The organism is Ralstonia sp. R-29, assembly GCF_049913345.1.
Classification (GTDB): Bacteria; Pseudomonadota; Gammaproteobacteria; order Burkholderiales; family Burkholderiaceae; genus Ralstonia.
This window is the reverse complement of sequence record NZ_CP184378.1, coordinates 726,146-750,342: the sequence shown is the minus strand read 5'-3', so window position 1 is coordinate 750,342 and position 24,197 is coordinate 726,146. Positions and strand designations below refer to the sequence as shown.

Here is a 24,197-nt window from a genome sequence, read left to right as displayed (position 1 = left end):
TCTCCCATTTGGTGCTTGCTTCATGTTGATGTCCATCTATTCGATCGGCAGTTCCAGTGGGGCAGTCGCAAGCCAGCGGGCCGCACGCGTTCTTCTGCTCAGGCGTTCGCGCTCTTGCACTGCATGCTCGTGATCCGCTGGTTCGGCTTGGCGCGATAGAACACAAAGTTCGTCATGCCTGGCCCCTGGTTGCCGCCGTCTTCATCGACATACGTTTCCGCAAATACCGGCACGGCAGCGTTGCCAATGCTGATTTGATAGAACGCGTTCTTTTGCATGTTCGGGGCAGTCGTGCCGTAGTCGAGCATGCAGGTGTCGGCGATCGGCTTGACCGTGGCATCGCCGCCGAACTGCCGCTGCAGGATGCTTTGCGTGTCATCACTCGGATAGAACTTCTGCAGCACGATCGACACGACGGTGGTGGCGTCGCCGTTGAGCACGACGCCGACATGGCCTTCGTTGTCCTTCTTGATGCCGGCTTCTGCACCAGCCTTGCCGTCAGGCACGTCCACCTCGCCAAAGCCCGTGAGCAGCATGCTGCCGCCGCGGTAGTGCGTGGTGTCGGGGGAGTTGGCGTCTGGGTTGTTGAGCGGCTTCGCGTCATCCCAGTGCACGCCGGCTATGTTGTCGAACGTGGGCCAACCGGCGGCGGTCTGGCCTCCGAATACACCCAGCAGCGCTTGCAGGGGGGATGCCGCAGTTTTCGCCGGCGTTCCTGCTACAGAGGCGGACGCAGCGGAGACAGGTCCAGCGCTTTGGCTAGCGGGTGGCGCGCTACGCTCGCACGCACTTAGGCAGACCAGCAGGGCGCAGGCAGACAGCACGCACGGAACATGGGGCAAGGTTCGCATGGCTAGACGTTGCATAAAGCACGCTTAGGGCTTGGAGTGTGGGGCGCCAACGATGGAGCATCAGCGGCACTTGACGCTGTACTCCGCGACATGTGGCAGCGCGTCTTCACCGACGGTGGTCAAGGCCAGCTTGCCAGCGGGACCAACGTAACTGAAATCGCAATAGGCGAACCCCGTGCCTGCGCAGGACTCGGCCTCGACGATGCCTCGTTTGACCAGTGCAGCCTGACGCGGCTCACGGCTGGCGCCGCCCTGTACGGGCTTCCAACCCTTGGCGGCCAGCGCCTTGCGTGCCTTGTCGATCGGCATGTTGTAGACGTTCGGCACCTTGGCGCGGCCCTGACAGACGCTGTCTTCGTCGGCCACCTTTGACAGGCGCAGGGTGCCGTCGTCGTCGACGTGCAGGTCACCCACAGGCAATGGGGAGATGTCACCGTCCCATACGCGCACGGCGCCCCCTTCGAGCGGGCTCAATCTGCCAATCGCGGTGTCTTCTGCCGATTTACCGTAGGCCAGTGCAACGAGCCTGTTGTTGTCAAACACGGCCAGGTTGCCTTGCGTGACGTTGCAAGCGCCGCTGGTCGCGGCCTCCATCTGGCCTGCAAAGCTGACAGCGCGGTAGGAACCCAGTGGCACGTCCGACATGACAGCCCAGCCTTGCGCGGCGATCTGTTTCGCGGCCGGCGACTTCGGCTGGGTGACCAGCTGCGGGCAGCTATCGCGGTCGCTTGCACTGCCGCCTGCCCTGGGCAGGTTGGTGAGCGCCTTCATGCGGATGTCCTTCAACTCGGACACCACGCGTGGCGCAGGCGCATTCGTTTGCGCAACGGCCGGTATTGCGAGTGCGAGGCTGAGCCCTAGCGCCGCACCGTGGAGGGCGTCCGATGCGGTAGTGGTTGCGAAGGCGAATAGGGAAGAGCGAAGCGGCATAGCAGGGATTGCGAGAGCGCGAACTGTTTCAGCAAGTCATAGACGCCCGAGCCATGCGGGTGAGGCTCGGGTTCACTTCAGAGACATTAAGAAACGGAAACAAATCGGCTGCCATCTCTTTGCACGTATGCCCTGATTCTGCGGAATTCTAGTCAAAGTAGACGGACTGGTATACGTTGGCTGAGCGCTCTGTGTGTTCGATATGTGGCAGACATATCAGCGACATCTTCGTCAGCCGATTGCTGGGGCGTGAGGTCAACGAGACCTCGCTAATACGGGGGGATGCTCTTCGCGATTGCTCCGGCAGCGTGGCAACGCCGTCATCTGTGCATCTAGAGGGATGTTGATGAAGGGATGAGGGTTAGTTTCCAATACCCGCACGAAATCGAGCAGTTCGATCATGTCCAGACGTCGGGCGCTGCTCGTCCACCCAAGCGTTCGACGGGCGCCTAGCAACGGGCGCCGTCGATCTCGTGGCCATCAGCGTCGAGGATGGCATTCCCAGTTGTTGTATGTCGGCTGATCGATCGGCGTGAGCCCCGGAATCATGAACACCGTACAGCTGAAACGGCGCCCTTTGCCGGTCGTCGCGTCGTAACTCACTTTCTGACCGCCCAGCCCGTCCTTCTTCCCATACTGCACGTTCGCGATCGTGATCTCGTCCGACGACGCGAGACCGAGCGTCTTTGCGGTCGAGGTCTGGACGTCGACCATGTTCATCTGCGTCGTGCCACAAGCGGACAACACGAAGCTTGCAACGGCGATTCCCAGCGCGGTTCGTGCGGTGCAATGCAGGGCTTTCTTCATGGTTTCTCCTTGAAAAGAGGGAGGGGGTGCCTGCCCGGACAGGGGCCCGAGATTCTTAGTGGACCCACAGCGGGCATTTATCCTGCCAACTCAGTCGCAGGCTGCGTCGGGTATCCGATGTGACACGGGATGGCCTTTAGTTCTGCGTCAGCGGATTCAGCGTCGTGCAGAGGAATCCGCTGCAGTTGCTGGCCTTGAAGTAGTAGGACGCGGACGTGCCGAGCATGAGGTCCCCAAGGTATGCGTTGCTTTGCGCGCCAAGGTCGTTCAGTTGCTGGATGTACGCTGCGCTTGCCGTTTGCATGGTCGCCGCCTGGTACGTGAAGGAGGGCGATTGAGTCTGATCCTTGACGTAGACCCACGCGGAGTCGGTGCCGAACGCCAGCGCCCCCTTCGCGCGATAGCCATTTGCACCTTCGCTGTTCGTCTGCGCAATGAAATCGCTCGATGTTGTCGGCAGCGTCAGCGCATGGTAGGCATAGGTCGCGTTCGAGGCATTGTTCTTCATGTACAGGCTTGTGCTCGTCGAGTTGAGCATGATCGGGCCGACCAGCCAGTAGCCCGACTGTCCTTGCCCGTTGGCCTGCGTAAGGAACGCGGCCTGGCTGGTCGGCCACGCCACGGCCGCGTAGGTATAGGTTGCAGATGACCCACCATCCCTGCGATACAGGTTTCCATACGTCAGCGGACCTTCAAAGCGATAACCGCGTGCGCCCTCAGCATTGGCCTGCGCGAGAAAGGCGGACTCGCCGCTCTGTGCGCTAACCAATTCGTATGTGTATGTCTGCGCGGTACCGTCGTTGACGAAGACCGAAGGCGTCGTGCTGCCCGACGCGTTGAATCGATCGCTCAAGTAGCGGAAGCCTTTTGCGCCTTCGCTGTTTAGTAGCGCCAGGAAGCTCGCTGCATCTGCTGCGGGCGACAGGGCTTCATAGCGCAGCGTGAGCGTGCCGCCGCTGTTGGAGCCCGAGCCAGTGCCCGTTCCCGTGTTTGGGCCGCTCGCTGACGTAGAGGCCTGGTCACCGCCGCCACAGGCAGTGAGTGCAACACAAGTCATTGCGATCAGCGCAGCGGTTTTCATGAATTCACCTTGAAAAAATGCAAACGGAACCTGCATGCACGACCCTGCCGTGCGCGGGCAAATGGCAATCAAGCCATGCGAGCTGCCTTCAATGAATCGTGGAACCGCCTTCGCCGGCTGGCGACTGGCATGTGCCGATGCTGCGCGGCGGTGGATTCATGAAATGAAACTATACCGATCTATCTAGTTTCCGATGATGATCGTTTGGTAACCAAGGTCGTGATCCAAGCGTGCGCTCAGGAGTCTAGTCAAAATAGACTGACTGGTATACATTGATTTCACCCAGCGTCGCCTCACCCAAGTTAGCGCGTTGCGGCAGGTGGGCGAGGCCGTTGAGCGCCGTTTAGACCGACATTTCACATGACTCTGGCAGCCAGCATCAACGAAATCGCCCGGTGTCTCGACGGGCTGGGCCCACACTGGCTACCCGCCTATGACATGCGGGCCTATACCGCAAAGGTCGATGCGGAGTGCGGGTACGGCTCCGAGATGATGGTCGCCATCGAGATCAACATGAGAATGTTTGAGGAAGTTGTTGCGTTTGTGCATGTGTGCGGCGCCTTTGCGCGGCTGCACGCCTCTACGGCGCGGCAGTATGCGTGCGTGCGTCGTGACAACGCTGAAATCGACGATGTGCTGGCACGCAACGCTGCCGAGCCATGCCCGACATATACGGGGTTGCTGGCGTTGCTCGTCGATCGAGGCATCCTCATGCGGTGCGTGTTGGATTGATGTTCATCTCAATGCAATGGGGCTTCGCGTGTTTCAAAGTGCGGCGCTTTGTATCCACAGTTATGACTGGGACTCTATTCAAGATGGTTAAGCCTTCTACTCGCTGTGCCACACAGAGAAAGCATGGAGCGGTGGCAGTCATCTCACGTCATATGGGGCGGGCCGCTCGAGCAACCGCAGGCCTTGTGTTCATCGTCAGTGTGCTTTCCGGATGCGCTGCCATATCGACACCCGCGCCGGTCGATCCGCAACTGCAGTTTGTCGTGGAGCAGCGGAATGCGAATGCGCGGTATGCCCAAAGCGTGTTGGCCTATAAGCCGATGTTCGAGAATCCAGGCAGCTACAGCCGTACGCAAATACTGGAAGCGTATGAAGCCGTTCTTCAGCAGTACTCAGCCGCTGCGGGGAGTTGGGTTCGCGTCGTCTATCCCGAGGCTCGGCAGGCGCTGCCGCCTGCTCTGCGGCCGTTGCCTCCACTGTCGGGGCCTGCCACGCTGGCAGTCGTGAATCGAGACTACGAATCTGTGCTCGGCATGAACGCTGCCATGTGGGAGATCAATCTGGCAGCAAGCTGGGGGAGGCCATCGAAGTTGCCGATACCGAAGTACAACGGCCCATTTCTTATCATGCCGCCAGCGGCACCTCTGCCTCCCTTGCAGGATGTGCGCGATCCAAAGTTTGCGCGGCTGGTCACCATGACAAAGAAACTGGATGACGCCCAAAAGGCGGATCTTGCTCAACAGCACGCTGCGGTTGAGCAGCAGTATGCGGAGATGGCGGATTGGAGGGCTAGGCACCCCACGCATCAATACGACGGGATTAATCCGAGGACTGGATTGCCGTATGCGCCACCACCACAAGAGACGCAGCGTTGGTGCATGATGGGCGGTGGCCGGGTGCCTTGCTGAAACGCCCTGGCATTGGGGGATCATGAAACCCCTATCCCAGCTTGCCAAACGCACAGCGCAGTTGTTCTCGATCTGCCCATACCTTCATGCCTTCCGGCGGGTCTTCTACCACCGATCAACCGAGCAGGGCCGCCCACTTTTCCGCCGCCCGCCCGCGTGCGCTGGACCTCGATTGACGATATCGAGCATGAGTCCGTGGTCGATCTCGCTGAGATATTCAGAGACGAGCACGTGCCGCACCGTGTGGCTCGCGAGGACACCCCCCGATGGCTGGGGGGCAAGATGTTCGACCAAACATCTATATCGAAGTGAACGAGCGTACGGTCAGCGTGTTAATGCGCACGCATGTCGCCACGCGCGAGCCGCAAGTGCCGGGGAACGTCTACAGTAATTTCAGGAGCGACACCATTCTGGTCTGGAGCAAGACGTACTGAAGCGGCTTAACACGACTTGGCGGCGGAATTGCGTCGGCGGGTGCAGTGCTAAGATGCCGCCCCATAGTCAGGAGACGGATGCATGCGCGCGAGCAAACGCCAGCAAGTGGTGGATAAGGCCAGTGAGCTGTTTTCCCGCCACGGCTTTCATCCGGTCGGCATCGATTGGATCATCGCCGAGGCGGACGTTGCCCGCATGACGCTCTATCACCACTTCGCGGGCAAGGAAGATCTGATCAAGGAAGTGCTGGAACAGCGCTACACCTTCATCATGGAAAGCCTGGCAGCCAAGCTCGAACCTATGCCAAATGCCGAAGCGCGCTTGAAGGGGATTTTCGACTGGTATGGAGCCTGGTTTCGTACCCCCGAGTTTGCGGGCTGTCTATTCGAACGCGCGCTGGCTGAGTTTGGCGCGACCTGTCCCAAGGCGACCGACGTGGCGGTGCGCTACCGCGATGACCTGTTGGCCATCATGGAGCAACTGCTGTCCGAGATCATTCCGCCTAGCCGAGCTCGTCAGCTCGCCGGCGTGTACGTGATGTTGCTGAGTGGCGCAACGGCAGACGCGCGCGCCATTGGCGATCCACGCGCGGCCGCTCAAGCGTGGCAGGCGGCCAAGGTGCTGCTGGATCAGGCGAAAGCCGCAGCAGACAGCGCTCGCAGCGTGCGTAGCCGTCAGGGTTGAGTGCTCTGCGCAGGATCTTTGTCGATCTTGCCTACAGCGGCATGTTTGCCAGACCACATCAGCATTCTTGAGCTTTGCCGGATTGTTTTCGTGATACTGGTGGGCCGTGCCGTTGCCATCCATCGCTTGGCGCGTCGTAAGGCAATTCGGATACAGCAGGCTAGGGAATAGGCATGGACCAGGAAACGCGCAACCAGATTTTGATCAAGGCGACCGAGCTCTTTTCGAAGCGAGGTTTTCACGTTGTCAGCGTCGACCAGGTGATCGATGCGTCTGGTGTTTCGCTGCCGGCGTTATATGGCCACTTCCCACACAAGGACGACCTCGTGCGTGCCGTCCTCAAGAAGCGGTACACCGACATTCTGGTCAGCATCGAGCAAACGTTAAAACCGATTCCCGATCCAGCGGGGAAGATCAAAGGCATCTTCGACTGGTACGGCGCATGGTTTCGTACGCCCGAATTTGCTGGGTGCCTGTTCGAGCGGGCGCTTTCGGAATTCGGTACAGATGCCACCGGGATTTCGGACGTAGCCATTGGCTACAAGCGGACATTGCAGGGCCGCATGGCCGATATTTTGCGGACACTGCTTCCGCATCGCCGGGCAGAGCAACTGGCCGAAACCTACGCATTGTTCCTGGATGGGGCGATTGCAGCTGCGCGTGCGTATGGGGATCCTGATGTTGCGAATCACGCTTGGGAATCGGCTCAGGCGCTGCTCGAAGATGCCATGCGGCACGCCTGAATGCAGACTTGCGCTTCGATCGCGGTTGAACCAGCTATCGGCGGGCAAGGAGCAGACGCCTAGCCCATCTGGGACAAGTGTGAAGGGGGAGGGGCAGGACAGTGGTTGGCCGAGAGGCCGATCGAAATGTCGTCCAAGCTGAATGACGCACCGGCGATGAAGCCTCCGGTACGTTCCGATTGCCCTTCGATGATTGCCATGTGCTTGGCCCATGCAGCGCAGGCGTGCGCAATCTGGGCCGAATCCTGATAGTTCGGATCGCTCTCACTGAAATGCTGAGTTCTGGCGTGGTCTCAATCCGCACACTTGCGCGGCTTGAATCTCAGCGGACTGCCCCTTGGTTTCAGACGCCGGCTAGGGTGAATGTCTGCAGGCTCGGGACTGAAGAACAGTGTGCAACTTGGCAGCAGGATGTGGAAAATGCTGACATGTGCATGCCGAGCCCTGACCTGAGCTGTTGACCGTTGCCGCGAGTGCAATGTTGCTGCCGCAGGGCTCTAGCTTGCTAGGGACTTCTTATCGGACCGGACGAATCGGGTGCAACAGTGACCGACGGCAACAAGATCAACCCGCTGCGATGGTTTTTGGGCCAGTGGGATTACCGGAGATTGACGGCGCCCCGTGCGATTGTCATTGCGGGTGCGGCGGTGGCGCTGTTGATGGTATCGATTTGCGCGACCGTGCTGTACCAGAGCCGGCTGGACGCGATGGCGCACGCGTCTGCTACCTCGCGCAGCCTGGCCTTGCTTGCCGAGCGCGATATCGAACGTAATTTCGAACTCTATTCCCTGTCGCTTCAAGCCGTCGTCGACCGTGTGAATGATCCTGAAGTGGCGGCCGCGTCGCCCCGGTTGCGCGGCTTCGCCCTGTTCGATCACGCTGCGACGGCGACGTATCTGGGGTCGATGCTGGTATTGGACGCACAAGGCAATATCGTCATCGATGCCGCCTACGATTCGCCAAGGCACGGCAACTTCTCGGACCGGCAGTACTTCAAGGTGCATCGTGACAATCCGAATGCTGGGCTCTATGTTGGCGATCCCTTTGCCTCTCGATTGCGTGGCGGGGCGCTGAGTATTCCGCTGACTCGTCGGCTCTCGCGCCCTGATGGATCATTCGTAAGCAGTCTTTAAACGACGCCTCTCAGCGTGTCGCAGCCATGGCCCACGGCAAGAGCGCGGCGTAGTCATCGACGGTTGTCGCCAGCGGGAGTTTCCTGAACAGCCAGACGAGATACTGGTACGGATCGACGCCGTTGGCCTTGCAGGTCTCGACCAGCGAGTAGAGGTTGGCGCTTGCGTTGGCGCCGGCCACGGTGGTCGCAAACAACCAGCCCTTTCTTCCGAGCACGAACGGGCGGATCGCGTTCTCGCAAGGATTGTTGGAGATGGGCCAAGTACCGTCCTCAACGTAGCGGGCGAGCTTGTGCCACTGGCCGTGTAGATACTGCATGGCTTTGCCCAGCAAGCTGCCAGGCACTACGGCCGGCATCTGCTCGCGCAGCAACGCTGCGATGGCCTGCAGGACGTGGGCGCTGTAGCGCTGGCGCAGCCGTTGTCTGCGCGCCGCCGGCCAGTCTGCCGAACGCGATTCCGCAGCGAACAACCTACCGATGAGCTTGACGAAGCGCGTAGCCGTCAACTGCGGCGTGCGCGCGGCTTTCGGCACCGCCTCCTCGGCCTTGATGAAGCCACGGCGCGCGTGAGCCCAGCAGCCCAAGTGGACGAGCTGGTTGTCGACGGCCAGGCCGTTGTAGAGTTCATAGCCGTCGGTGATCAATGCCGTGCCCGGCCGGATTCCGGCGTAGATCGCGCGGGCGTGCGCAGCGCCGCGCCCCGGCGCGTAACTGAACAGCCGCACGGGTGGTCCCGATCCGTTCATCTGCGCCCAGATATAGCTCTTGGCTTGCGCTCGGCGCCCTGGCTCCTTAAGGACCTGGAATGTCGTCTCGTCGCCATGGATCAGATCCGACTCGAACAGCGTATCGCGCAGCAGGTTGATCACGGGCTGCACCGCCAAGCCCACGCGGACCATGCTGGCGGCGATCGTGTTGGCCGAGATGTCGCCGCCGAAGCGGCGCAGCAAGCCGGCCTGACGGTACAGCGGCATGCCGAACTGGTACTTGCCCGTAGCGATCCACGCCAGCGCTGACTCGGTGAACAGCCCACGAGGGATGATGCGTGCCGGCGCCGGCGTGACCTTGATTCCCAGGTCGCAACACGGGCAGGCGTACTTGACGCGCTGGTGCTGGATGACGCGGACCTGTTCTGGAATCACGTCCAGTTGCTCGCTGGTTTCGACGCCGATCTCGACCAGCGCATGACCATCGTTGACGCAGAAACGCTCGGCCTCGGGCAGATCGTGACGCACCACTTCGCGAGGCAGATTGGGATCAAGCGGCTTGCGCCCGCGCTTCTTGCGCGTGTGCGCGGCGACCTTCGTGCCGGGGACATCCTCCTGTGCGGGTTGCGCGCTGGCCGTCAGTGCTTCGGCTTCGTTGAACAGACCGAGCTGGCCTGCATCGCGGGCCTCGCTGGTCGCGCCGAACAGTTCGCGGCGATAGGCACGCAACCGTTCCTCGGCCAGATCGCGTTCGGCCTTTGCCAAGCGCAGCTCGCCACGCAGCACATCGTGATCCCGCTGGAGCTGGCCAAGCGCCTCGCGCGCAGCCAGCAGTTCCTGGAGTTCCTCGGCGGCGATCGTGACGTTGATGGGCATGTCGGCTTGGACCGACATACCCAGGTGCGGTTCAGCTTGCGCGTGCGTAGAAACGCTGCGGATGCTTCTTGACCACGGCGATATCGATGCCGTCGAGCAACCAGTGCAGTTGCTCGACGCTCAGTTTGACGATGTCGGACGTGTCGGGCCAGATGAACCGGTCGGCCTCCAATCGTTTGAGCAACATCCAGAAGCCGTTGCCGCCCCAGCCGAGAATCTTGATGCGGTCGCGCCGGCGATTGCCGAACACGTACAAGGCTTGGGCCATCGGATTGAGCGCCATCGCCTGCTCGACCAGGATCGACAGGCCGTTGATGCCAAGCCGGAAGTCGACGGGCTCGCGATGCAGGAAGACCTTCAGGCCGTCGTCGAACCGGAACACGGCAGCCTCCCCAGCATCTGGACGATCGTGGCCAGTTCATCGAGATTGGCTTCGCCTAATTCGAACTCGACTCCATTGGGCAAACGCACGTGCAAGGCGATTGCCATGCCGACGCTGGGCGGTCGGCCTGCCAGCGATGCCGGCTCGGCGACAACGGGAACAAATGCATCTCGTGAGGGCGGCAACTCAATGGTGTCGGCGCCGCCTTCCTGCTCGTCGACAACCGCCGTAGTGCAGCGATGCTTGCGCTGGTGTGCTGCTATCCATGTCCTCACGAGATTCGGATTGACGCCATACTTCATTGCCGTGCGGGCGATAGAAGCTCCTGGCTTTAAGCAGGCTTGTATCAGTTCCTCTTTAGCCACCTCGTCATACTGCCGCCGGCCATCTCGCTTGCGGCCGATGACGAGGCGATCCTGCAAACTCTCTTCCCTCTCGTCCATGTGTGCACCTGTCCACGTTCATCAACATGGACACGTAGCATCTGTGAACCCTCAGCGCGACGCCAGGGCGTCAATAATTGACGCCTTACGATCATTCGCGGGCGTGGTGCTGATTGCCGTTCAACTCGACTACTTTCGTAACCTGTTCGCTACGCTGTCGCTGGGGCCGCACGGGTCGGTCGCATTGATCGGCAGGGACGGCGCGATGATCATGCGACAGCCCTACGATGAGAAAGTCATTGGGCGCAATATCCGCAACGCCAGTACGTTCAAGCAGTTCCTGCAGGCGCCGGAAGGAAGCTTCTCAGATACCTCGACGATTGACGGGATTGAACGACAGTACTACTTCAAGAACCTTCCGAATCTGCCGCTCATCATCATGGTGGCGCAGGCGCATTCCGACATCTACGCCGCGTGGCGGCATCGTGCGCTGGTCATCGCGTCGGTGATGGGGGCGCTGGCCGTTGGATTCGTTGGCCTTTCCATTGCGTTCGGGGTGCAACTCAAGCGCCGGATGCGCGCGGAATCGGAGTTGGCATTGCTCGCGCGTACCGATGGGCTCACGGGGCTGAACAATCGGCGCACGCTTGGCGAAATTCTCGATCAGGAGTGGCGGCGCGCCAAGCGAAACCACAGTGTGTTGTCACTGCTGTTCGTCGATATCGACTGGTTCAAGCTCTTCAACGACACCTATGGGCACCAGGCGGGAGACGATGCGCTGGCGGCCGTCGCGAAATGCATCGGCGAGAACATTCGCCAACCCGGCGACAGCGCTGCACGGTACGGTGGTGAAGAGTTTGTGATCGTATCTGCCCGATACACCACCGGAAGGCGCGGTGTCGATGGCCGAAAAGATCCGCACGGCGATTTCCGATCTGGGCATCGAGCACGCGCTGAGTCGCTATGGGCGGGTGACGGCCAGCATTGGTACGGCAGCGTGGACGCCCGATGCGGATGTTGACGTCAGCGCGGTGATCCGGGCTGCTGATCAGGCGCTGTACGACGCGAAGGCGGCTGGGCGCAATATGGTGGCCCAGTCGGAACCACGTCTCGTGTAGGCGAGCGCGTGGCGGCCCGAGCTTTCAGTGGAGTCACACATGGTGCACTCCGACGGACATTATTTCCCCCTATCACCTCCAAGCAGAGCCCGCCGAATTTCGCTACAATTTAATTGACACATCAATCATTGATGTATCATTTGTATCGTCATCTCGCCGCCATGGCCGTCCACACCGCGCTCCCGCATTCCCATACCCAGGTCTTGCCGTTCAAAGAATCGCTGCTGGCGATGATCGGCATTTGCTTTGTCGTCGTGCTCGTTGCGTTTGACCAGACGGTGGTCGGCACGGCGCTGCCCACGGTGGTGGCGGAGCTCAAAGGCTTCGAACTGTACGCGTGGGTGGCGACGTCGTATCTGCTGACTTCGGTGGTGACGGTGCCGATCTTTGGCCGCCTGGGCGATTTCTACGGGCGCAAGCCGTTTGTGATCGCGTCCATCGTCGTGTTCACGCTGGCCTCGGTGATGTGCGGCATGGCCGGCAGCATGACGTTTCTGGTGTGGTCGCGGGCGCTGCAGGGCGTCGGCGGCGGCATGCTGGTCGGCACGGCCTACGCCTGTATCCCGGATCTCTTTCCGGATGCACGTGTGCGGTTGCGCTGGCAGGTGCTGCTGAGCGCGTCATTTGGCATCGCCAATGCCATCGGCCCGACGCTGGGTGGGTGGATGACGCAGGCGTATGGCTGGCGCTCGGTGTTCTACGTGAACATTCCGTTTGGCGTGATGGGGCTGTGTTTTGCGTGGCGCTTTCTACCGCATCTGCGCCAGAACGCGCATACCGGCCATGGTGGAAAGATGCGGCTGGACTGGCAGGGCGCGCTGCTGATTACGGTGGCGCTGGGCGCGCTGCAGCTGTTCGTGGAGTGGCTGCCGCGTCATGGTCTGTCGCTGCCGATGCTGGGTTGGTTGGCGCTGTCAGCCGCCGCGTTTGTGGCGCTCTGGTGGTGGGAACAGCGTGCCGAGCAGCCGCTGCTGCCGTTCGACATGCTGCGCAATCCGTCGCTGGCAGCGCTGTTCATGCTGGCGCTGCTGTCCGGTTTTGCGATGTTTGCGGTGCTGTTTTATGCGCCCTTGCTGTTCCAGGGTGGGTTCGGCATGTCGCCGCAAGAGGCGGGGCTGATCATCACGCCGCTGGTGGTGTGCATTACGTTGGGCAGCATCATCAACGGGCGTATTGTCACGCGCATTCCCAAGCCGAATAGCATGCTTTACGCGGGGTTTGCGTTGCTGACGCTGGCGCTGGCGGGCATGTCGGTGTCGTCAAGGTCGATGCCGCACGTGGTGTTGACGGGTTTAATGCTGGTCGCTGGCTTGGGGCTCGGTTTTGTGCTGCCCAACCTGACGGTGTTTGCGCAGCAGACCGCAGGGCGCGCACACCTGGGGATCGCTACGGCGCTGCTGCAATCGCTGCGCATGGTGGGCGGGATGGTCGGCACCGCACTGGTCGGCACGCTGGTCAGCGAGCGCTATGCGTCTGGCGTGGGCGATGTCCTGCGTGCGGACGATGCCGCGCAATGGCAGCACCAGCTTGCCGATCCCGAAATTCTCATCGATCATGACGCGCAAACCGCCGTGCTTGCGCAGATGCATGCGGCCGGCCATGACGGCGCTGCGCTGCTGGAGGCGGCCCGGCACGTGCTGGTGGGCGCCATCCACATCGGCCTGATTGTGGCCACCGTGGTGGCACTCGTGGGCCTGTGGCGCGTGCGCCGGGTGCCGCCGGTGGCGTTGCATCATGTCGAGCCGGTGCAACAGCCTGAATAGGCGGGAAGGCGCCGGAGCGGTTAGGATGCGCGGTTCACCAGCAATCTCAGCCCTGATCGATGACCACTGAACGCGAACGCTTCGCCGTCATGCACCAGTTTGGACGCACGTACCGTGCGTTCATGGCCGCCTTCGAGGCGCATGTCGGCCAGCCGATCCCGCGCTGGCGCATTCTGCTTGCGCTGCATGACAACACCGGCGGCGGCATGGCGCAGAAGCAGCTGGCCGAGCGCCTGCAGATGGACCCCGGCGCGCTGACCCGCCAACTCAAGGTGCTCGACCAGCTCGGCTGGATCGAACGCACCACCGACGCGCGCGACAACCGCCTGACCAACGTCACGCTGTCAGACGCCGGCTCGGCCGTGGTGCTCGAGTGCATGCCGCGCCGCATCGCCTTCCTCAATGCCACGCTCGATGGGCTGCCGGACGATCTCGTGCACGCACTGTCCGAAGCGCTGGCGCAGATCGAAAACCGCATTGCCGCAGTGCCCGTACTTGCCGGCACACCTGATGCCAAAAGCGCCGATCAGCGCGAAGACCGCTGACGTGCTCGGAGACCCGCCATGCCCATGGTGATCAACAGCGCGCTGTACCGCAACGGCAAGCGCGAACGCGACCTCTCTGTCGAGGCCATCAGCGACGTGCTGCACACACCCGGCTCCTTTGTCTGGCTGGGTTTGCATGAGCCGGACAACGCGATGCTCGACCGCGTGCAGGAAGAATTCGGTCTGCACGATCTCGCCATTGAAGATGCGCGCAACGCCCACCAGCGCCCCAAGCTGGAGGTCTATGGCGAGACGCTGTTCATCGTGTTGAACACGGCGCAGCTAGAGCAGGGCAACGTCGTCTTTGGCGAGACGCACCTGTTTGTCGGCAAGGATTTTCTTGTCTCGGTGCGGCACGGGCCGTCGGCGTCGTATTCGCCAGTGCGCGAGCGCTGCGAACGCACGCCGCAACTGCTGGCGAAGGGCGCGCCGTTTGCGCTGTATGCGGTCATGGACTTTGTGGTCGACAACTACCAGCCGGTGCTGGAGAGCCTGCAGGAAGAATTTGAGGCCATTGAGAGCCGTATCTTTGGCGACTCGTTCGATCGCGCCGCCATCGAGCGGCTGTACACGCTCAAGCGTCAGCTCTTGCGCCTGCGCAATGCAGCGCTGCCGGTGGAAGACATCGCCGGCCAGCTCGTGCGCCTGCACGAAGACGTGGTGCCCAAGGAGCTGCGCGCGTACTTCCGCGACATTGCCGACCATGCGCACCGCGTGGTGGGCGCGCTCGACGTAATTCGCGAAATGCTGACCACGGCCATCTCCGTGAATGTGGCGCTGGTGTCCGTGACGCAGAACGACATCGTGAAGCGGCTGGCGGGGTGGGGCGCAATTCTCGCCATCCCGACCGTGGTGTTCAGCAACTACGGGATGAACTTCAAAGGCATGCCGGAGCTGGAGCATCCGGCCGGCTACCCCATCGTGCTGACGTGCACGGCGCTGGCCTGCGTGGTGCTGTATCGCAAGCTGCGCAAGTCCGGTTGGATTTAGCCAATTAGGAGACGTTGAGATGTCCCGCTGCTGCTGGGTCAATGACGACCCATTGATGATCGACTATCACGACACCGAATGGGGTGTGCCTTCGCACGATGATCGCCATCTCTACGAAATGCTGATTCTGGAGGGCGCGCAGGCTGGACTGTCGTGGCAGACCATCCTGCGCAAGCGGGCGCGCTACCAGGAAGTGTTCGAGGGGTTTGATCCAGCACGCGTGGCGCGCTTCACGCCCGCGCGCATCGAAAAGCTGCTCGCCGACCCGGGCATCGTGCGTAACCGCGCCAAGGTGGAGGGCGCCGTCATCAACGCGCGCAAGGTGCTCGAACTGCAGGAAGAAGTGGGTTCGCTCGATGCTTTTCTGTGGGCGTTCGTCGATGGCAAGACCATCGTCAACCGTTGGGACAGCTACCGCGACGCGCCCGCTGCCACCGATGCGTCCAAGGCGATGAGCAAGGCGCTGGTCAAGCGCGGCTTCAAGTTTGTCGGTCCCACCATCTGCTATGCCTTCATGCAAGCGACGGGCATGGTGGATGACCACGAGGCTGGGTGCTTTCGCGCCGGCAAGTCGAAGGCCAAGGCCAAGTAGGCGCGGCTCACTCGCTTGCGTGCAGCGTGCGATTGCGGCCCGCCAGGGCACCTGCAACGACGGCAGCCAGCGCAATCGCGCTGAACAGCCAGCCCATGACGGCCCAGTTGCCGGTCAGGTCATGCAGTACACCCATGAGGTACGGGCCGGCCGCGGCGAGGGTATAGCCGATGCCCTGCGTCATGGCGGAAAGGCTGACCGCCACGCGTGCATCGGCCGAGCGCAGCACGATCAGCGACAGCGCCACACTGAAGTTGCCACCCTGGCCCAGTCCCAGCAGCACGGCCCACCACCACAGCGTGGAGAGCGGCGCATACAGGCAGCCCAACAGGCCGGCCCAGCACATCAGCATCATCAGCAGCACGGCGGGGCGCTGATCCCGCCCGAGCCGCGCAATGAACGGCCCGCCCAGCGCGGTGATGAGCTGCACGAGAATCGACACCGCCACCACCATCCCCGATTGCAGCGCCGAGAGCCCGCGGTCTTGCAGAATGACCGGCAACCAGCCGAACACGCAGTACGCCAGCGACGATTGCAGCCCCATATACAGCGTCACCTGCCAGGCGATCGGCCGGCGCCATAGCGATACCCGTTCGACGCGCGCCGCTGCATTCTTTCCATGCACATGCCGCATGTGCGGCCACCAGCCGATGAAAGCCAGCAGCGCAGGTAGCGCCCAGAACGCCAGCGCGGGCTGCCATCCGCCCAGCCATGCCGACAGCGGGGCGCTGGCGCCAGCGGCAACGGCGGCCCCAAAGCACAGCGCCATGGTGTAGACGCCGGTCATCAGATCCGCTTGCCGGCCGAAGTCTCGTTTGAGAATGCTCGGCAGCAGGATGCCCGTGACACCAATGCATGCGCCCGCCGCCACCGTGCCGATGAAGAGCGGCAGCACGCCGCCCGCGCTACGCAATGCGATGCCCGCCGCCAGCGCGATCAGCAAACCGCCCACGGCACGTTCCGCGCCAAAGCGCCGGGCCAGTACGGCGGCCGCTGGCGCGAACACGCCCAGGCACAGCACGGGCAAGGTCGTCAGCAGGCCCGCTGTGGCGCCCGATAACCCCGTGCCCGCCGCCACTTGCTTGAGCACCGGCGACAGGCTCGACAGCGCCGGCCGCAGGTTAACGCCCACCAGCACCAGGCCGATCACCAACAGCGCGAGCGCTCCTGTCGAGCGATGCTGAGGGTGGGATACGGCAGAGGACGGCGGCGTGGAAGACATGGTGGGATGGGTTTGCGGAGAGGGTGCCGATTGTAGGGCGTGCACCCGATGGGTGCACACGAGCCCAATCCCATTGATGCCGACGCAGTTATTGCGCGGTGTCGAGCCGTTTCGCTAAATCAGCCAGCACGTCGGCGGGTGGCGCTCCACGTTCTGCGGCTAATGCCAGGGCCCGTCGTGTGAGTGCCCTGTACAGCGCCGCGTGGTCGCCGCCAAGTGTATTGAGAGCCTGCAGATGCTTATCAATGACGCTGCAATCTCCGCGCGAAACGGGGCCCGCCAATGCGCCGGGCAAGCCGCGCGCTCGGGCGGCGGCCAGCGTGCCGTCCACCAGCGGCCACATGGCGGCGACGGCCGCTTCGCGGTCGATACCGGCTGCGGCCCACAAGGTGGCGGCTTCGTGTAGGGCGCACAGCAGAAAGCTGGCGGCGTAGTTCGCACCGGCGTGGTACAGCGCGCGTTGCCCGGCTTGCATCAGCAGCGGCGTACAGCCCAGCCCGATGGCGAATTTGGCCAGCACGGCATCGTGGGGCGCATCCGCATCGATGGTGATGGAAGCGCCGCGCAGGCGCTCGGCGTCGTCCGGCAAACCGGCAAAAAGGAAGAGCGGGTGGAAGCTGGCGGTCTGCGCGCCGGCCTGTTCTGCGGCGGCCAGTAGGTCGCGCTCGCCTGCGCCGCTGCAATGGATGACGAGCTGGCCGGGCCGCCAACGCACATTGCCAACAACATCGGCAATAGCGTCATCCGGCACGGTGATGAAGACCCAGTCCGCAGCGTCCGCCACGCCTTGTGCATCCAATGCCCGGGCATCGGTCGCTCCGGCCAGCCAGGCGGCAGTTGCCGGCGTGCGACTGGCGACGGCTACGGTGCGTACGCCCACGCCATGTGCGCGCACCGCCAGCGCTCGCGCCAAGCGCCCCGCACCGATCCAGCCGAGCGAGGCCGGAGATTCGATCGCAATGGAAGGCATGCCTACAACTCCCTGGTCAGAACCGGCCGGATCATAAGCCGAGTGATGCTGAATATGCGCAATTAACCGCCAGGATTTTTCCACGACCACAAGACGAGGCTTGCATGGGAACAGGGCGTGCTAGGTGGCGAACAAGCCCGTCGCAATAGCGCGCGGCGGCATACCTACATGAATGCCAGGAGGCCCCATGCTAAGCACCATTCTCATCATCGTTTTGATTCTGCTGCTGATTGGCGCGTTGCCGTCGTGGCCGTACAGCCGCAGTTGGGGTTACGGGCCGACAGGCGGGCTCGGGCTGATTGTGGTGATCGTCGTCATTCTTGTGTTGCTCGGCTATATCTGACACAGAGGGGCTCGATCTTTGCCGAACGTGAAGGTTAGCTGAGCATCACGGCAGAGCGGGTGTCTTGCGGACGCTTGACTGGGCATAATTCCGGCTGCGTTCCCAATGGACACCTCACATGAAGACTGGTCGACACGCCGGCGGCCGATGGCCCGGCGGTCTTGCGCGATATGCATTGCCGCTGGCTTCGCCCTGGCTGGCGATGCTGCTTGCCGGCTGCGCGGTCGGGCCTGACTACAAGACCCCGCAACTGAGCGGCACCGAAGCCCCTGCAGGTTGGCATGCCACGCTGCCACACCATGGCAGTCGCATGGCGCTGGCGCGCTGGTGGGAGCAGTTTCACGACCCGGTGCTCACCCAATTGGTGGAGCAGGCCGACGCCACCAGCCCGACCATCGCCCAGGCGGTGGGCCGCGTGCGCGAGGCGCGTGCCACGGTTTCGAGCAGTCAGGCGGGGCTGTTTCCGCAGTTGAAGGGCAGTGGCTCGGCCACGCGGCAGGGCGGGTTTGGAGGCAGTCAGCTTGGCGCTGGCGGCCTCGGTGCCAGCACGCTCAACCCCACGCTGGGGTTGGGCACCATCACCACGCTGGCCGCGCAAGCCGATGCCTCGTGGGAGATCGATCTATTCGGCGGCAAGCGCCGCAGCCTGGAGGGCGCAGACGCGCGCCTGACGGCCAGCGAGACCGATTGGCATGACGCTCGCGTCTCCCTCGCGGCGGAGGTCGCCAATACCTACCTGCAGCAGCGCCAATGTGAAGCGCTGGTCAACATTGATGCAACGACGCTCGCCTCGCGGCAAGAGACGCTGCAACTGACCGAGCGCAAGTTCCGCGCAGGCTTTATCGCCCCCGCTGATTACGCGCAAGCCCAGGCTACCGTGGCCGATGCGGCCAATGTGCTCGAGGGCCAGCGCGCGCAATGCGCACAGGGGATCGACAAGCTGGTTACCCTCACGGGGCTGGACCACGACACGTTGAACGGCTTGCTCGCCAAGGCCAATGCGCAGATTCCTGCGCCGCCGGATGCGGGTGTGCCGGATGTGCCGGCGCAGGTGTTGTCGCAGCGGCCGGATGTGGCCTCAGCAGAGCGCGCAGTGGCCGGCGCGAGCGCGGACATTGGCGTGGCCGTGGCGAGCCGCTTGCCATCGCTGACGCTGGCCGGGTCCATCGGCATCAATTCCTATCGGCTTGGCGGCCAATCGTTGACGAGCAAATCGTGGTCGTTCGGGCCAGCGGTGTCGCTGCCGATCTTCGATGGCGGGGCGGGCGCAGCCCGTGTAGAAACGGCGCGCGCCCGCTACGACCAGGCGCTCGCCGGCTATCGCGCGAAGGTGCGGCAGGCCGTGCAAGAAGTGGAAGACGCGCTGGTGCGTCTGGACGCCGCTGATCGGCGAGTCGATGCCGCTTCTACGGCAGATGCGCAATACGCCAAGGTGCTCGATGCCGCGAGTGCGCGTTACCGCCTTGGCGCCGGCAGCCTGCTGCAGCTTGAAGACGTGCGGCGCACGGCGTTGCAGGCGTCGCAATCGTTGGCAGCCGTTCGGCTTGAACGTGCGCAGGCGTGGGTGGCGCTATACAAAGCGGCAGGCGGTGGTTGGCGCGACGATGGCGCGACGGATGTTTCCGCTCAACCTCAACAAGACTCTTCTCAAGTTCCCGCGCCGGCCGCACAGCGCCCCGCGCACATCGGAAACGCTTCATGACAGGACAACGTGTTTGGAAGGCCGCAGCATTGGCCGTATTTGCCGTGATGCTGGCTGGCACCCTTGCGGCGTGCGGCAAGGCCGCGTCCGAGGGCAAGAGCAAGGACCAGCCGGTGGCCAAGCCGGCGCTCGCCGTCAACGTGACGCAGATGGGACAGCAAGTGTGGCCGCGCACTGCCACGGCCAGCGGCGCGGTGCAGCCATGGCAGGAGGCCAGCATCGGCGCAGAGGTGAACGGGCTGAAGCTGGCGGAGGTGCTCGTCAACGTGGGCGATGTGGTCAAGCAAGGGCAATTGCTCGCGCGCATGTCGGATGAAACCGTGCGTGCCGATGTGGCCGCGCAACGCGCCACATTGGCGGAGGCCGAAGCGTCCGCCGCGCAGGCCGCTGGTGAGGCGCGCCGCGCGCATGAGCTCGACAAGAGCGGCGCCATCAGCCAGCAGGATCTTGTGCAATACGACACGCAGGCCAAGACGGCTGCCGCCAAGCTGGCAGCCGCCCGCGCGCAATTCGACAGCCAACAACTGCGTTTGCGCTATACGCGCGTGGTGGCGCCAGATGATGGCGTGATCAGCGCGCGCACGGCCACCGTGGGTGCGGTGGTGTCGTCCGGCACGGAGCTGTTCAAGCTGATCCGCAAGAACCGGCTGGAGTGGCGCGCGGAAATGCACGGCGACGTACTGCCGCGCGTGCAACCCGGCCAGACCGTGCACTTGCGCCGCATGGACGGCGGCATCGTGAACGGCCGCGTGCGCCAGGTCGCCCCCACGGTCGACGCCAACACGCGCAACGGCCTCGTCTATGTCGATCTGCCGCCGGAGGCTGCAACGTCTGGCGTGAAGGCGGGCATGTATCTGTCAGGCGATGTGCTGCTGGGCGATGCGCCGGCCATGACCTTGCCCGAGACGGCCGTGTTCTCGCGCGATGGCTATGACTACGTCATGGTGGTGGCTTCGCAAGGGCGTGTGCGCCAGACCAAGGTGGCGCTTGGCCGCCGCCAGGGCGGTCAGGTCGAGATCTTGCAGGGCATCGGCCAGAACGATGCGGTGGTCGCCGTGGGCGCCGCCTTCCTAAGCGATGGTGACTTCGTGCGCGTGGTGGCGCCCGGGGCAGCGGCTTCAACGCCCGCTGCCTCCGCACCCGCAGCCATAGGAGCCACGCGATGAACTTTTCCGCCTGGGCGATCCGCAAGCCGATTCCGTCGATCCTGCTGTTCATCCTGATCACGGTGGCGGGGCTGGTGTCGTTCAAGATGCTGTCGATCCAGAATTTTCCGGACATTGACTTCCCCGCCGTGTCGGTCACGGCCAGCCTGCCCGGCGCCACGCCCACGCAGATGGAGACCGAGGTCACGCGCAAGATTGAAGACAGCATTGCGAGCATCGGCGCGATCAAGCACATCACCTCCACCATCAACGATGGCAGCTCGACAACGATGGTCGAGTTCGAGCTGGAAAAGGATGTGCAGGAGGCAGTGAACGACGTGCGTGATGCGGTCAGTCGCATTCGCGCGCAATTGCCGTCGGACGTGCAGGAGCCCGTGATCTCTCGCGTGACCTTTGCCGGCTTGCCGGTGCTGACCTACGCGGTGGATGCGTCCGACATGGACCCGGAGGACCTGTCCTGGTTCGTCGACAACACGGTCAACAAGCGGCTGTTGTCGGTGCATGGCGTGGCCAAGGTGACGCGCCAGGGCGGGGTGGACCGCGAGGTGCGTGTGCAACTCGACCCTGTGCGACTGCAGGCGTTGAACGTGACGGCCGCCGACATCAGCGCGCAGGTGCGCGGCATGCAGCAGGAGGCGCCGGGCGGACGCGGCAACATCGGCGGTCAGGAGCAGGCGGTGCGCACGCTCGGCACCGTGAAGAGCGCACGCGAACTGGCGCAGATGGACATCCCACTGTCGGATGGGCGTCGCATTCGCCTGTCGGACGTGGCTGACGTGCGCGACACGGCTGCCGAGCCGCGCCAGATGGCCTTGCTCGACGGCAAGCCGGTGGTGAGCTTCCAGGTGTTTCGCTCGCGCGGTGCCAGTGAAATCTCAGTCGCAAAAGGGGTGCGCGCGGCGATTGCCAAGCTGCAGGCCGAACGCCCCAACGTGCACGTGACCGAGGTCTACAACATGGTCAAGCCCGTGGAGGATTCGTACAAGGCGTCGATGGATGCGCTGTATGAGGGGGCGATCCTGGCGGTGCTGGTGGTCTGGCTGTTCCTGCGCGATTGGCGCGCGACGTTTGTGTCCGCTGTGGCGCTGCCGTTGTCCATCATCCCGACTTTTGCGGCGATGGACATGCTGGGCTTCACGCTCAACGGCATCACACTGCTGGCGCTCACGCTGGTGGTCGGCATCTTGGTCGACGATGCCATCGTGGAGGTGGAGAACATCGTGCGCCACCTGCGCAACGGCAAGAAACCGTTTGAGGCAGCGATGGAGGCCGCGCAGGAAATCGGCCTGGCGGTGGTCGCCACCTCGCTCACGCTGGTGGCGGTGTTCTTGCCCACCGCGTTCATGGGCGGCATCTCGGGCAAGTTCTTCAAGCAGTTCGGGTGGACGGCATCGCTGGCGGTGCTGGCCTCGCTGCTGGTGGCGCGGTTGCTGACACCCATGATGGCCGCGTACATGCTCAAGCCCCAGGCCGAGCCCAACCGCGACGGCTGGATCATGACGCGCTATCTGCAGGCCGCGCGCTGGTGCCTCGTGCATCCGTGGAAGACAGGTGGCATGGCGGCCGCATTCTTCGTGGTGTCGGTCGCCATCATTGGGCTGATTCCCGCGACGTTCCTGCCGCCCGAAGATTGGGCGCAGTTGCAGATGACGGTAGAGAGCGCCCCCGGAAGCACCATCACCCAGACGCGCGAGAACACCGAGCGCGTGCGCAAGATCGTGATGCAGCACAAGGAGGTGCGGCGCGTGTACACGGCCATCGGCTCGGGCGTGATGGCTGGTGTGCCGGGTTCGAGCGGTGGCGAGGTGCGCACCGGTACGCTCACCATCTCGCTGACGGACCGGCATGATCGGCACCTCAAACAGCAAGAGGTACAGCGCCAGTTGCGCGAGATGCTGGAGGGCGTGCCGGGCGTGCGCATTTCCTTTGGCGCCGTCGGTTCGGGCGAGCAATTGCAGGTGGTGCTGGCGGGCGATGACCCGGCCACGCTGCAGCAGGTTTCGCGCGATGTGATGCGCGACTTGCGTACCGTGCCGGGGTTGGGTGCGATTACGTCATCGGCGAGTCTGCTGCGGCCGGAAATCGTCATTCGCCCGGACTTTGCGCGCGCTGCGCAGCAGGGCGTGACGGCCGCCGCCATCGGCCAAGCTGTGCGTGTGGCCACGGCGGGTGACTATGACGTCAACCTGCCCAAGCTGAACTTGCCAGAGCGGCAGGTGTACATCCGCGTGGAGCTGGACCCGAAGGCGCGCCACCAGATCGACACGATCCGGCAGCTGCGCGTGCCGGGTCGCAACGGTGCCGTGCCGCTGGAGAACATCGCCGATATCTCCATCGCCAGCGGCCCCGCGCAGATCGACCGCTACGACCGCAGCCGCAATGTCACCATCAGCGTGGGGCTGGAAGGCCGCGCCCTGGGCGACACCAACCAAGCGGTGGAGGCGTTGCCGTCCATCAAGAACCTGCCGCCGGGTGTGCGCCGCATTGCTGCAGGCGATGTGGAAGGCATGCAGGAATTGTTCGGCGGATTCCTGCTCGCCATGTTTGCCGGCGTGTTGTGCGTGTATGCCGTGCTGGTGCTGCTGTTCCACGACTTCACGCAACCGGTGACGATTCTGGCGGCGCTGCCGTTGTCGGTGGGTGGCGCGTTCGGCTTACTGGCACTGTTCGGCTTCAGCCTATCGCTGCCCGCGCTGATCGGCCTGCTGATGCTGATGGGCATCGTGACGAAGAACTCGATCCTGCTGGTGGAATACGCCATCGTCGCGCGGCGCGATCTGGGAATGTCGCGCACGGAGGCCATCATCGACGCATGCCACAAGCGTGCCCGCCCGATCGTCATGACCACGGTGGCGATGACGGCCGGTATGGTGCCGATGGCGCTCGGTTTGGAAGGCGATGCGGGCTTCCGCGCGCCCATGGCCGTCGCAGTGATCGGCGGTCTGCTGACCTCCACGCTGCTGAGCCTGCTGGTGGTGCCAGTGGTGTTCGAAAAGGTGGACGACGTGAAGGAGTGGGCGCTGCGCAAGTTGCGGGGTGCGCGCCACCACGAGCGTAACGAGCGCGAGCCTGAACCTGCACAGGAGCGCTCGTCACAGCAGATGTAGCCTCGGGTGATCGGCCAGATCGACC

Annotated in this window: 21 protein-coding genes and 2 pseudogenes; 14 read left to right on the top strand and 9 right to left on the bottom strand. The window is 63.3% G+C overall.

Annotated elements, in window-relative coordinates; genetic code table 11:
* Positions 1 to 98: 98 nt before the first annotated feature.
* From ACN9M1_RS20555 to ACN9M1_RS20540, 4 genes are all read right to left on the bottom strand, one after another.
* Positions 99 to 614: a hypothetical protein gene (locus ACN9M1_RS20555; protein WP_426400402.1), complete on the bottom strand. Its 516-nt coding sequence runs from the start codon at positions 612 to 614 to the stop codon at positions 99 to 101.
* A 297-nt stretch (positions 615 to 911) separates the two neighbouring features.
* Entirely contained in the window at positions 912 to 1,622 is a 711-nt protein-coding gene (locus ACN9M1_RS20550) for a hypothetical protein (protein WP_426400401.1), read from the bottom strand.
* A 639-nt stretch (positions 1,623 to 2,261) separates the two neighbouring features.
* Complete coding sequence (locus ACN9M1_RS20545) at positions 2,262 to 2,588, bottom strand: hypothetical protein (RefSeq protein WP_426400400.1); 327 nt, start codon at positions 2,586 to 2,588, stop codon at positions 2,262 to 2,264.
* A 136-nt stretch (positions 2,589 to 2,724) separates the two neighbouring features.
* Positions 2,725 to 3,669, bottom strand: a complete 945-nt coding sequence (locus ACN9M1_RS20540; RefSeq protein WP_426400398.1) for a hypothetical protein — start codon at positions 3,667 to 3,669, stop codon at positions 2,725 to 2,727.
* 360 nt (positions 3,670 to 4,029) lie between these two features.
* Here ACN9M1_RS20540 and ACN9M1_RS20535 point away from each other — a divergent pair, with 360 nt between their 5' ends.
* The 5 genes and pseudogenes from ACN9M1_RS20535 to ACN9M1_RS20515 all read left to right on the top strand — a co-directional run.
* Complete coding sequence (locus tag ACN9M1_RS20535; protein WP_426400397.1) at positions 4,030 to 4,401, top strand: hypothetical protein; 372 nt, start codon at positions 4,030 to 4,032, stop codon at positions 4,399 to 4,401.
* Positions 4,402 to 4,586: 185 nt separating this feature from the next.
* Entirely contained in the window at positions 4,587 to 5,309 is a 723-nt protein-coding gene (locus ACN9M1_RS20530; RefSeq protein WP_426400396.1) for a hypothetical protein, read from the top strand.
* A 516-nt stretch (positions 5,310 to 5,825) separates the two neighbouring features.
* The gene (locus tag ACN9M1_RS20525) at positions 5,826 to 6,428 is read left to right on the top strand and encodes a TetR/AcrR family transcriptional regulator (RefSeq protein WP_426400394.1); all 603 of its coding nucleotides are present in this window, start codon (positions 5,826 to 5,828) and stop codon (positions 6,426 to 6,428) included.
* A gap of 173 nt (positions 6,429 to 6,601) precedes the next feature.
* Positions 6,602 to 7,171: a TetR/AcrR family transcriptional regulator gene (locus ACN9M1_RS20520; protein ID WP_426400393.1), complete on the top strand. Its 570-nt coding sequence runs from the start codon at positions 6,602 to 6,604 to the stop codon at positions 7,169 to 7,171.
* A 545-nt stretch (positions 7,172 to 7,716) separates the two neighbouring features.
* Positions 7,717 to 8,289 (top strand): annotated as a pseudogene (locus tag ACN9M1_RS20515) (PDC sensor domain-containing protein); the annotation flags it as partial.
* A 25-nt stretch (positions 8,290 to 8,314) separates the two neighbouring features.
* Here ACN9M1_RS20515 and tnpC read toward each other — a convergent pair.
* The 3 genes from tnpC to tnpA are packed head-to-tail and all read right to left on the bottom strand — an operon-like array spanning position 8,315 to position 10,714.
* Entirely contained in the window at positions 8,315 to 9,889 is a 1,575-nt protein-coding gene (gene tnpC, locus ACN9M1_RS20510; protein ID WP_426400700.1) for an IS66 family transposase, read from the bottom strand.
* A 31-nt stretch (positions 9,890 to 9,920) separates the two neighbouring features.
* Positions 9,921 to 10,271, bottom strand: coding sequence for an IS66 family insertion sequence element accessory protein TnpB (gene tnpB / locus ACN9M1_RS20505; RefSeq protein WP_426396465.1), 351 nt, complete (start codon positions 10,269 to 10,271; stop codon positions 9,921 to 9,923).
* On the bottom strand, positions 10,247 to 10,714 hold the full coding sequence (tnpA, locus tag ACN9M1_RS20500; protein ID WP_426396463.1) for an IS66-like element accessory protein TnpA: 468 nt from the start codon (positions 10,712 to 10,714) through the stop codon (positions 10,247 to 10,249). The genes tnpB and tnpA overlap by 25 nt, the downstream gene beginning before the upstream one ends.
* Before the next feature lie 91 nt (positions 10,715 to 10,805).
* Here tnpA and ACN9M1_RS20495 point away from each other — a divergent pair.
* The 5 genes and pseudogenes from ACN9M1_RS20495 to ACN9M1_RS20475 all read left to right on the top strand — a co-directional run.
* Positions 10,806 to 11,772 (top strand): annotated as a pseudogene (locus tag ACN9M1_RS20495) (sensor domain-containing diguanylate cyclase); the annotation flags it as partial.
* 161 nt (positions 11,773 to 11,933) lie between these two features.
* Positions 11,934 to 13,535: an MFS transporter gene (locus ACN9M1_RS20490; RefSeq protein WP_426400392.1), complete on the top strand. Its 1,602-nt coding sequence runs from the start codon at positions 11,934 to 11,936 to the stop codon at positions 13,533 to 13,535.
* A 59-nt stretch (positions 13,536 to 13,594) separates the two neighbouring features.
* The gene (locus ACN9M1_RS20485; RefSeq protein ID WP_426400391.1) at positions 13,595 to 14,080 is read left to right on the top strand and encodes a MarR family winged helix-turn-helix transcriptional regulator; all 486 of its coding nucleotides are present in this window, start codon (positions 13,595 to 13,597) and stop codon (positions 14,078 to 14,080) included.
* Between the two features lie 18 nt (positions 14,081 to 14,098).
* Entirely contained in the window at positions 14,099 to 15,070 is a 972-nt protein-coding gene (locus ACN9M1_RS20480) for a magnesium and cobalt transport protein CorA (protein ID WP_426400390.1), read from the top strand.
* A gap of 19 nt (positions 15,071 to 15,089) precedes the next feature.
* Positions 15,090 to 15,662 (top strand): DNA-3-methyladenine glycosylase I, encoded by a 573-nt coding sequence (locus ACN9M1_RS20475; protein WP_426400389.1) that lies wholly within the window; start codon positions 15,090 to 15,092, stop codon positions 15,660 to 15,662.
* A gap of 7 nt (positions 15,663 to 15,669) precedes the next feature.
* Here ACN9M1_RS20475 and ACN9M1_RS20470 read toward each other — a convergent pair whose 3' ends face one another.
* Positions 15,670 to 16,884, bottom strand: coding sequence for a CynX/NimT family MFS transporter (locus ACN9M1_RS20470; protein ID WP_426400388.1), 1,215 nt, complete (start codon positions 16,882 to 16,884; stop codon positions 15,670 to 15,672).
* 88 nt (positions 16,885 to 16,972) lie between these two features.
* Positions 16,973 to 17,854 (bottom strand): Rossmann-like and DUF2520 domain-containing protein, encoded by an 882-nt coding sequence (locus tag ACN9M1_RS20465; RefSeq protein WP_426400387.1) that lies wholly within the window; start codon positions 17,852 to 17,854, stop codon positions 16,973 to 16,975.
* Between the two features lie 187 nt (positions 17,855 to 18,041).
* On the opposite strand from ACN9M1_RS20465, the gene ACN9M1_RS20460 reads away from it, so the two are divergent.
* The 4 genes from ACN9M1_RS20460 to ACN9M1_RS20445 all read left to right on the top strand — a co-directional run bounded on the left by ACN9M1_RS20460 (position 18,042) and on the right by ACN9M1_RS20445 (position 24,172).
* On the top strand, positions 18,042 to 18,197 hold the full coding sequence (locus tag ACN9M1_RS20460; protein WP_012430511.1) for a DUF3309 family protein: 156 nt from the start codon (positions 18,042 to 18,044) through the stop codon (positions 18,195 to 18,197).
* A 118-nt stretch (positions 18,198 to 18,315) separates the two neighbouring features.
* On the top strand, positions 18,316 to 19,899 hold the full coding sequence (locus ACN9M1_RS20455) for an efflux transporter outer membrane subunit (protein WP_426400386.1): 1,584 nt from the start codon (positions 18,316 to 18,318) through the stop codon (positions 19,897 to 19,899).
* Positions 19,896 to 21,065: an efflux RND transporter periplasmic adaptor subunit gene (locus tag ACN9M1_RS20450; protein ID WP_426400385.1), complete on the top strand. Its 1,170-nt coding sequence runs from the start codon at positions 19,896 to 19,898 to the stop codon at positions 21,063 to 21,065. The genes ACN9M1_RS20455 and ACN9M1_RS20450 overlap by 4 nt, the downstream gene beginning before the upstream one ends.
* Positions 21,062 to 24,172, top strand: coding sequence for an efflux RND transporter permease subunit (locus ACN9M1_RS20445; RefSeq protein WP_426400384.1), 3,111 nt, complete (start codon positions 21,062 to 21,064; stop codon positions 24,170 to 24,172). Before ACN9M1_RS20450 ends, ACN9M1_RS20445 begins: the two co-directional genes overlap by 4 nt.
* The last annotated feature ends 25 nt before the right edge of the window (positions 24,173 to 24,197 follow it).

What these genes read in the sequence shown, in the direction of transcription:
- ACN9M1_RS20465 (WP_426400387.1), bottom strand. Translation starts at nt 17,854, where the DNA reads ATGCCTTCCATTGCGATCGAATCTCCGGCCTCGCTCGGCTGGATCGGT.
- tnpA (WP_426396463.1), bottom strand. Translation starts at nt 10,714, where the DNA reads ATGGACGAGAGGGAAGAGAGTTTGCAGGATCGCCTCGTCATCGGCCGC.
- ACN9M1_RS20450 (WP_426400385.1), top strand. Translation starts at nt 19,896, where the DNA reads ATGACAGGACAACGTGTTTGGAAGGCCGCAGCATTGGCCGTATTTGCC.
- tnpC (WP_426400700.1), bottom strand. Translation starts at nt 9,889, where the DNA reads ATGCCCATCAACGTCACGATCGCCGCCGAGGAACTCCAGGAACTGCTG.
- ACN9M1_RS20455 (WP_426400386.1), top strand. Translation starts at nt 18,316, where the DNA reads ATGAAGACTGGTCGACACGCCGGCGGCCGATGGCCCGGCGGTCTTGCG.
- ACN9M1_RS20470 (WP_426400388.1), bottom strand. Translation starts at nt 16,884, where the DNA reads ATGTCTTCCACGCCGCCGTCCTCTGCCGTATCCCACCCTCAGCATCGC.
- ACN9M1_RS20535 (WP_426400397.1), top strand. Translation starts at nt 4,030, where the DNA reads ATGACTCTGGCAGCCAGCATCAACGAAATCGCCCGGTGTCTCGACGGG.
- ACN9M1_RS20550 (WP_426400401.1), bottom strand. Translation starts at nt 1,622, where the DNA reads ATGAAGGCGCTCACCAACCTGCCCAGGGCAGGCGGCAGTGCAAGCGAC.
- ACN9M1_RS20460 (WP_012430511.1), top strand. Translation starts at nt 18,042, where the DNA reads ATGCTAAGCACCATTCTCATCATCGTTTTGATTCTGCTGCTGATTGGC.
- ACN9M1_RS20475 (WP_426400389.1), top strand. Translation starts at nt 15,090, where the DNA reads ATGTCCCGCTGCTGCTGGGTCAATGACGACCCATTGATGATCGACTAT.
- ACN9M1_RS20485 (WP_426400391.1), top strand. Translation starts at nt 13,595, where the DNA reads ATGACCACTGAACGCGAACGCTTCGCCGTCATGCACCAGTTTGGACGC.
- ACN9M1_RS20490 (WP_426400392.1), top strand. Translation starts at nt 11,934, where the DNA reads ATGGCCGTCCACACCGCGCTCCCGCATTCCCATACCCAGGTCTTGCCG.
- ACN9M1_RS20525 (WP_426400394.1), top strand. Translation starts at nt 5,826, where the DNA reads ATGCGCGCGAGCAAACGCCAGCAAGTGGTGGATAAGGCCAGTGAGCTG.
- ACN9M1_RS20545 (WP_426400400.1), bottom strand. Translation starts at nt 2,588, where the DNA reads ATGAAGAAAGCCCTGCATTGCACCGCACGAACCGCGCTGGGAATCGCC.
- ACN9M1_RS20520 (WP_426400393.1), top strand. Translation starts at nt 6,602, where the DNA reads ATGGACCAGGAAACGCGCAACCAGATTTTGATCAAGGCGACCGAGCTC.
- ACN9M1_RS20540 (WP_426400398.1), bottom strand. Translation starts at nt 3,669, where the DNA reads ATGAAAACCGCTGCGCTGATCGCAATGACTTGTGTTGCACTCACTGCC.
- ACN9M1_RS20480 (WP_426400390.1), top strand. Translation starts at nt 14,099, where the DNA reads ATGCCCATGGTGATCAACAGCGCGCTGTACCGCAACGGCAAGCGCGAA.
- ACN9M1_RS20445 (WP_426400384.1), top strand. Translation starts at nt 21,062, where the DNA reads ATGAACTTTTCCGCCTGGGCGATCCGCAAGCCGATTCCGTCGATCCTG.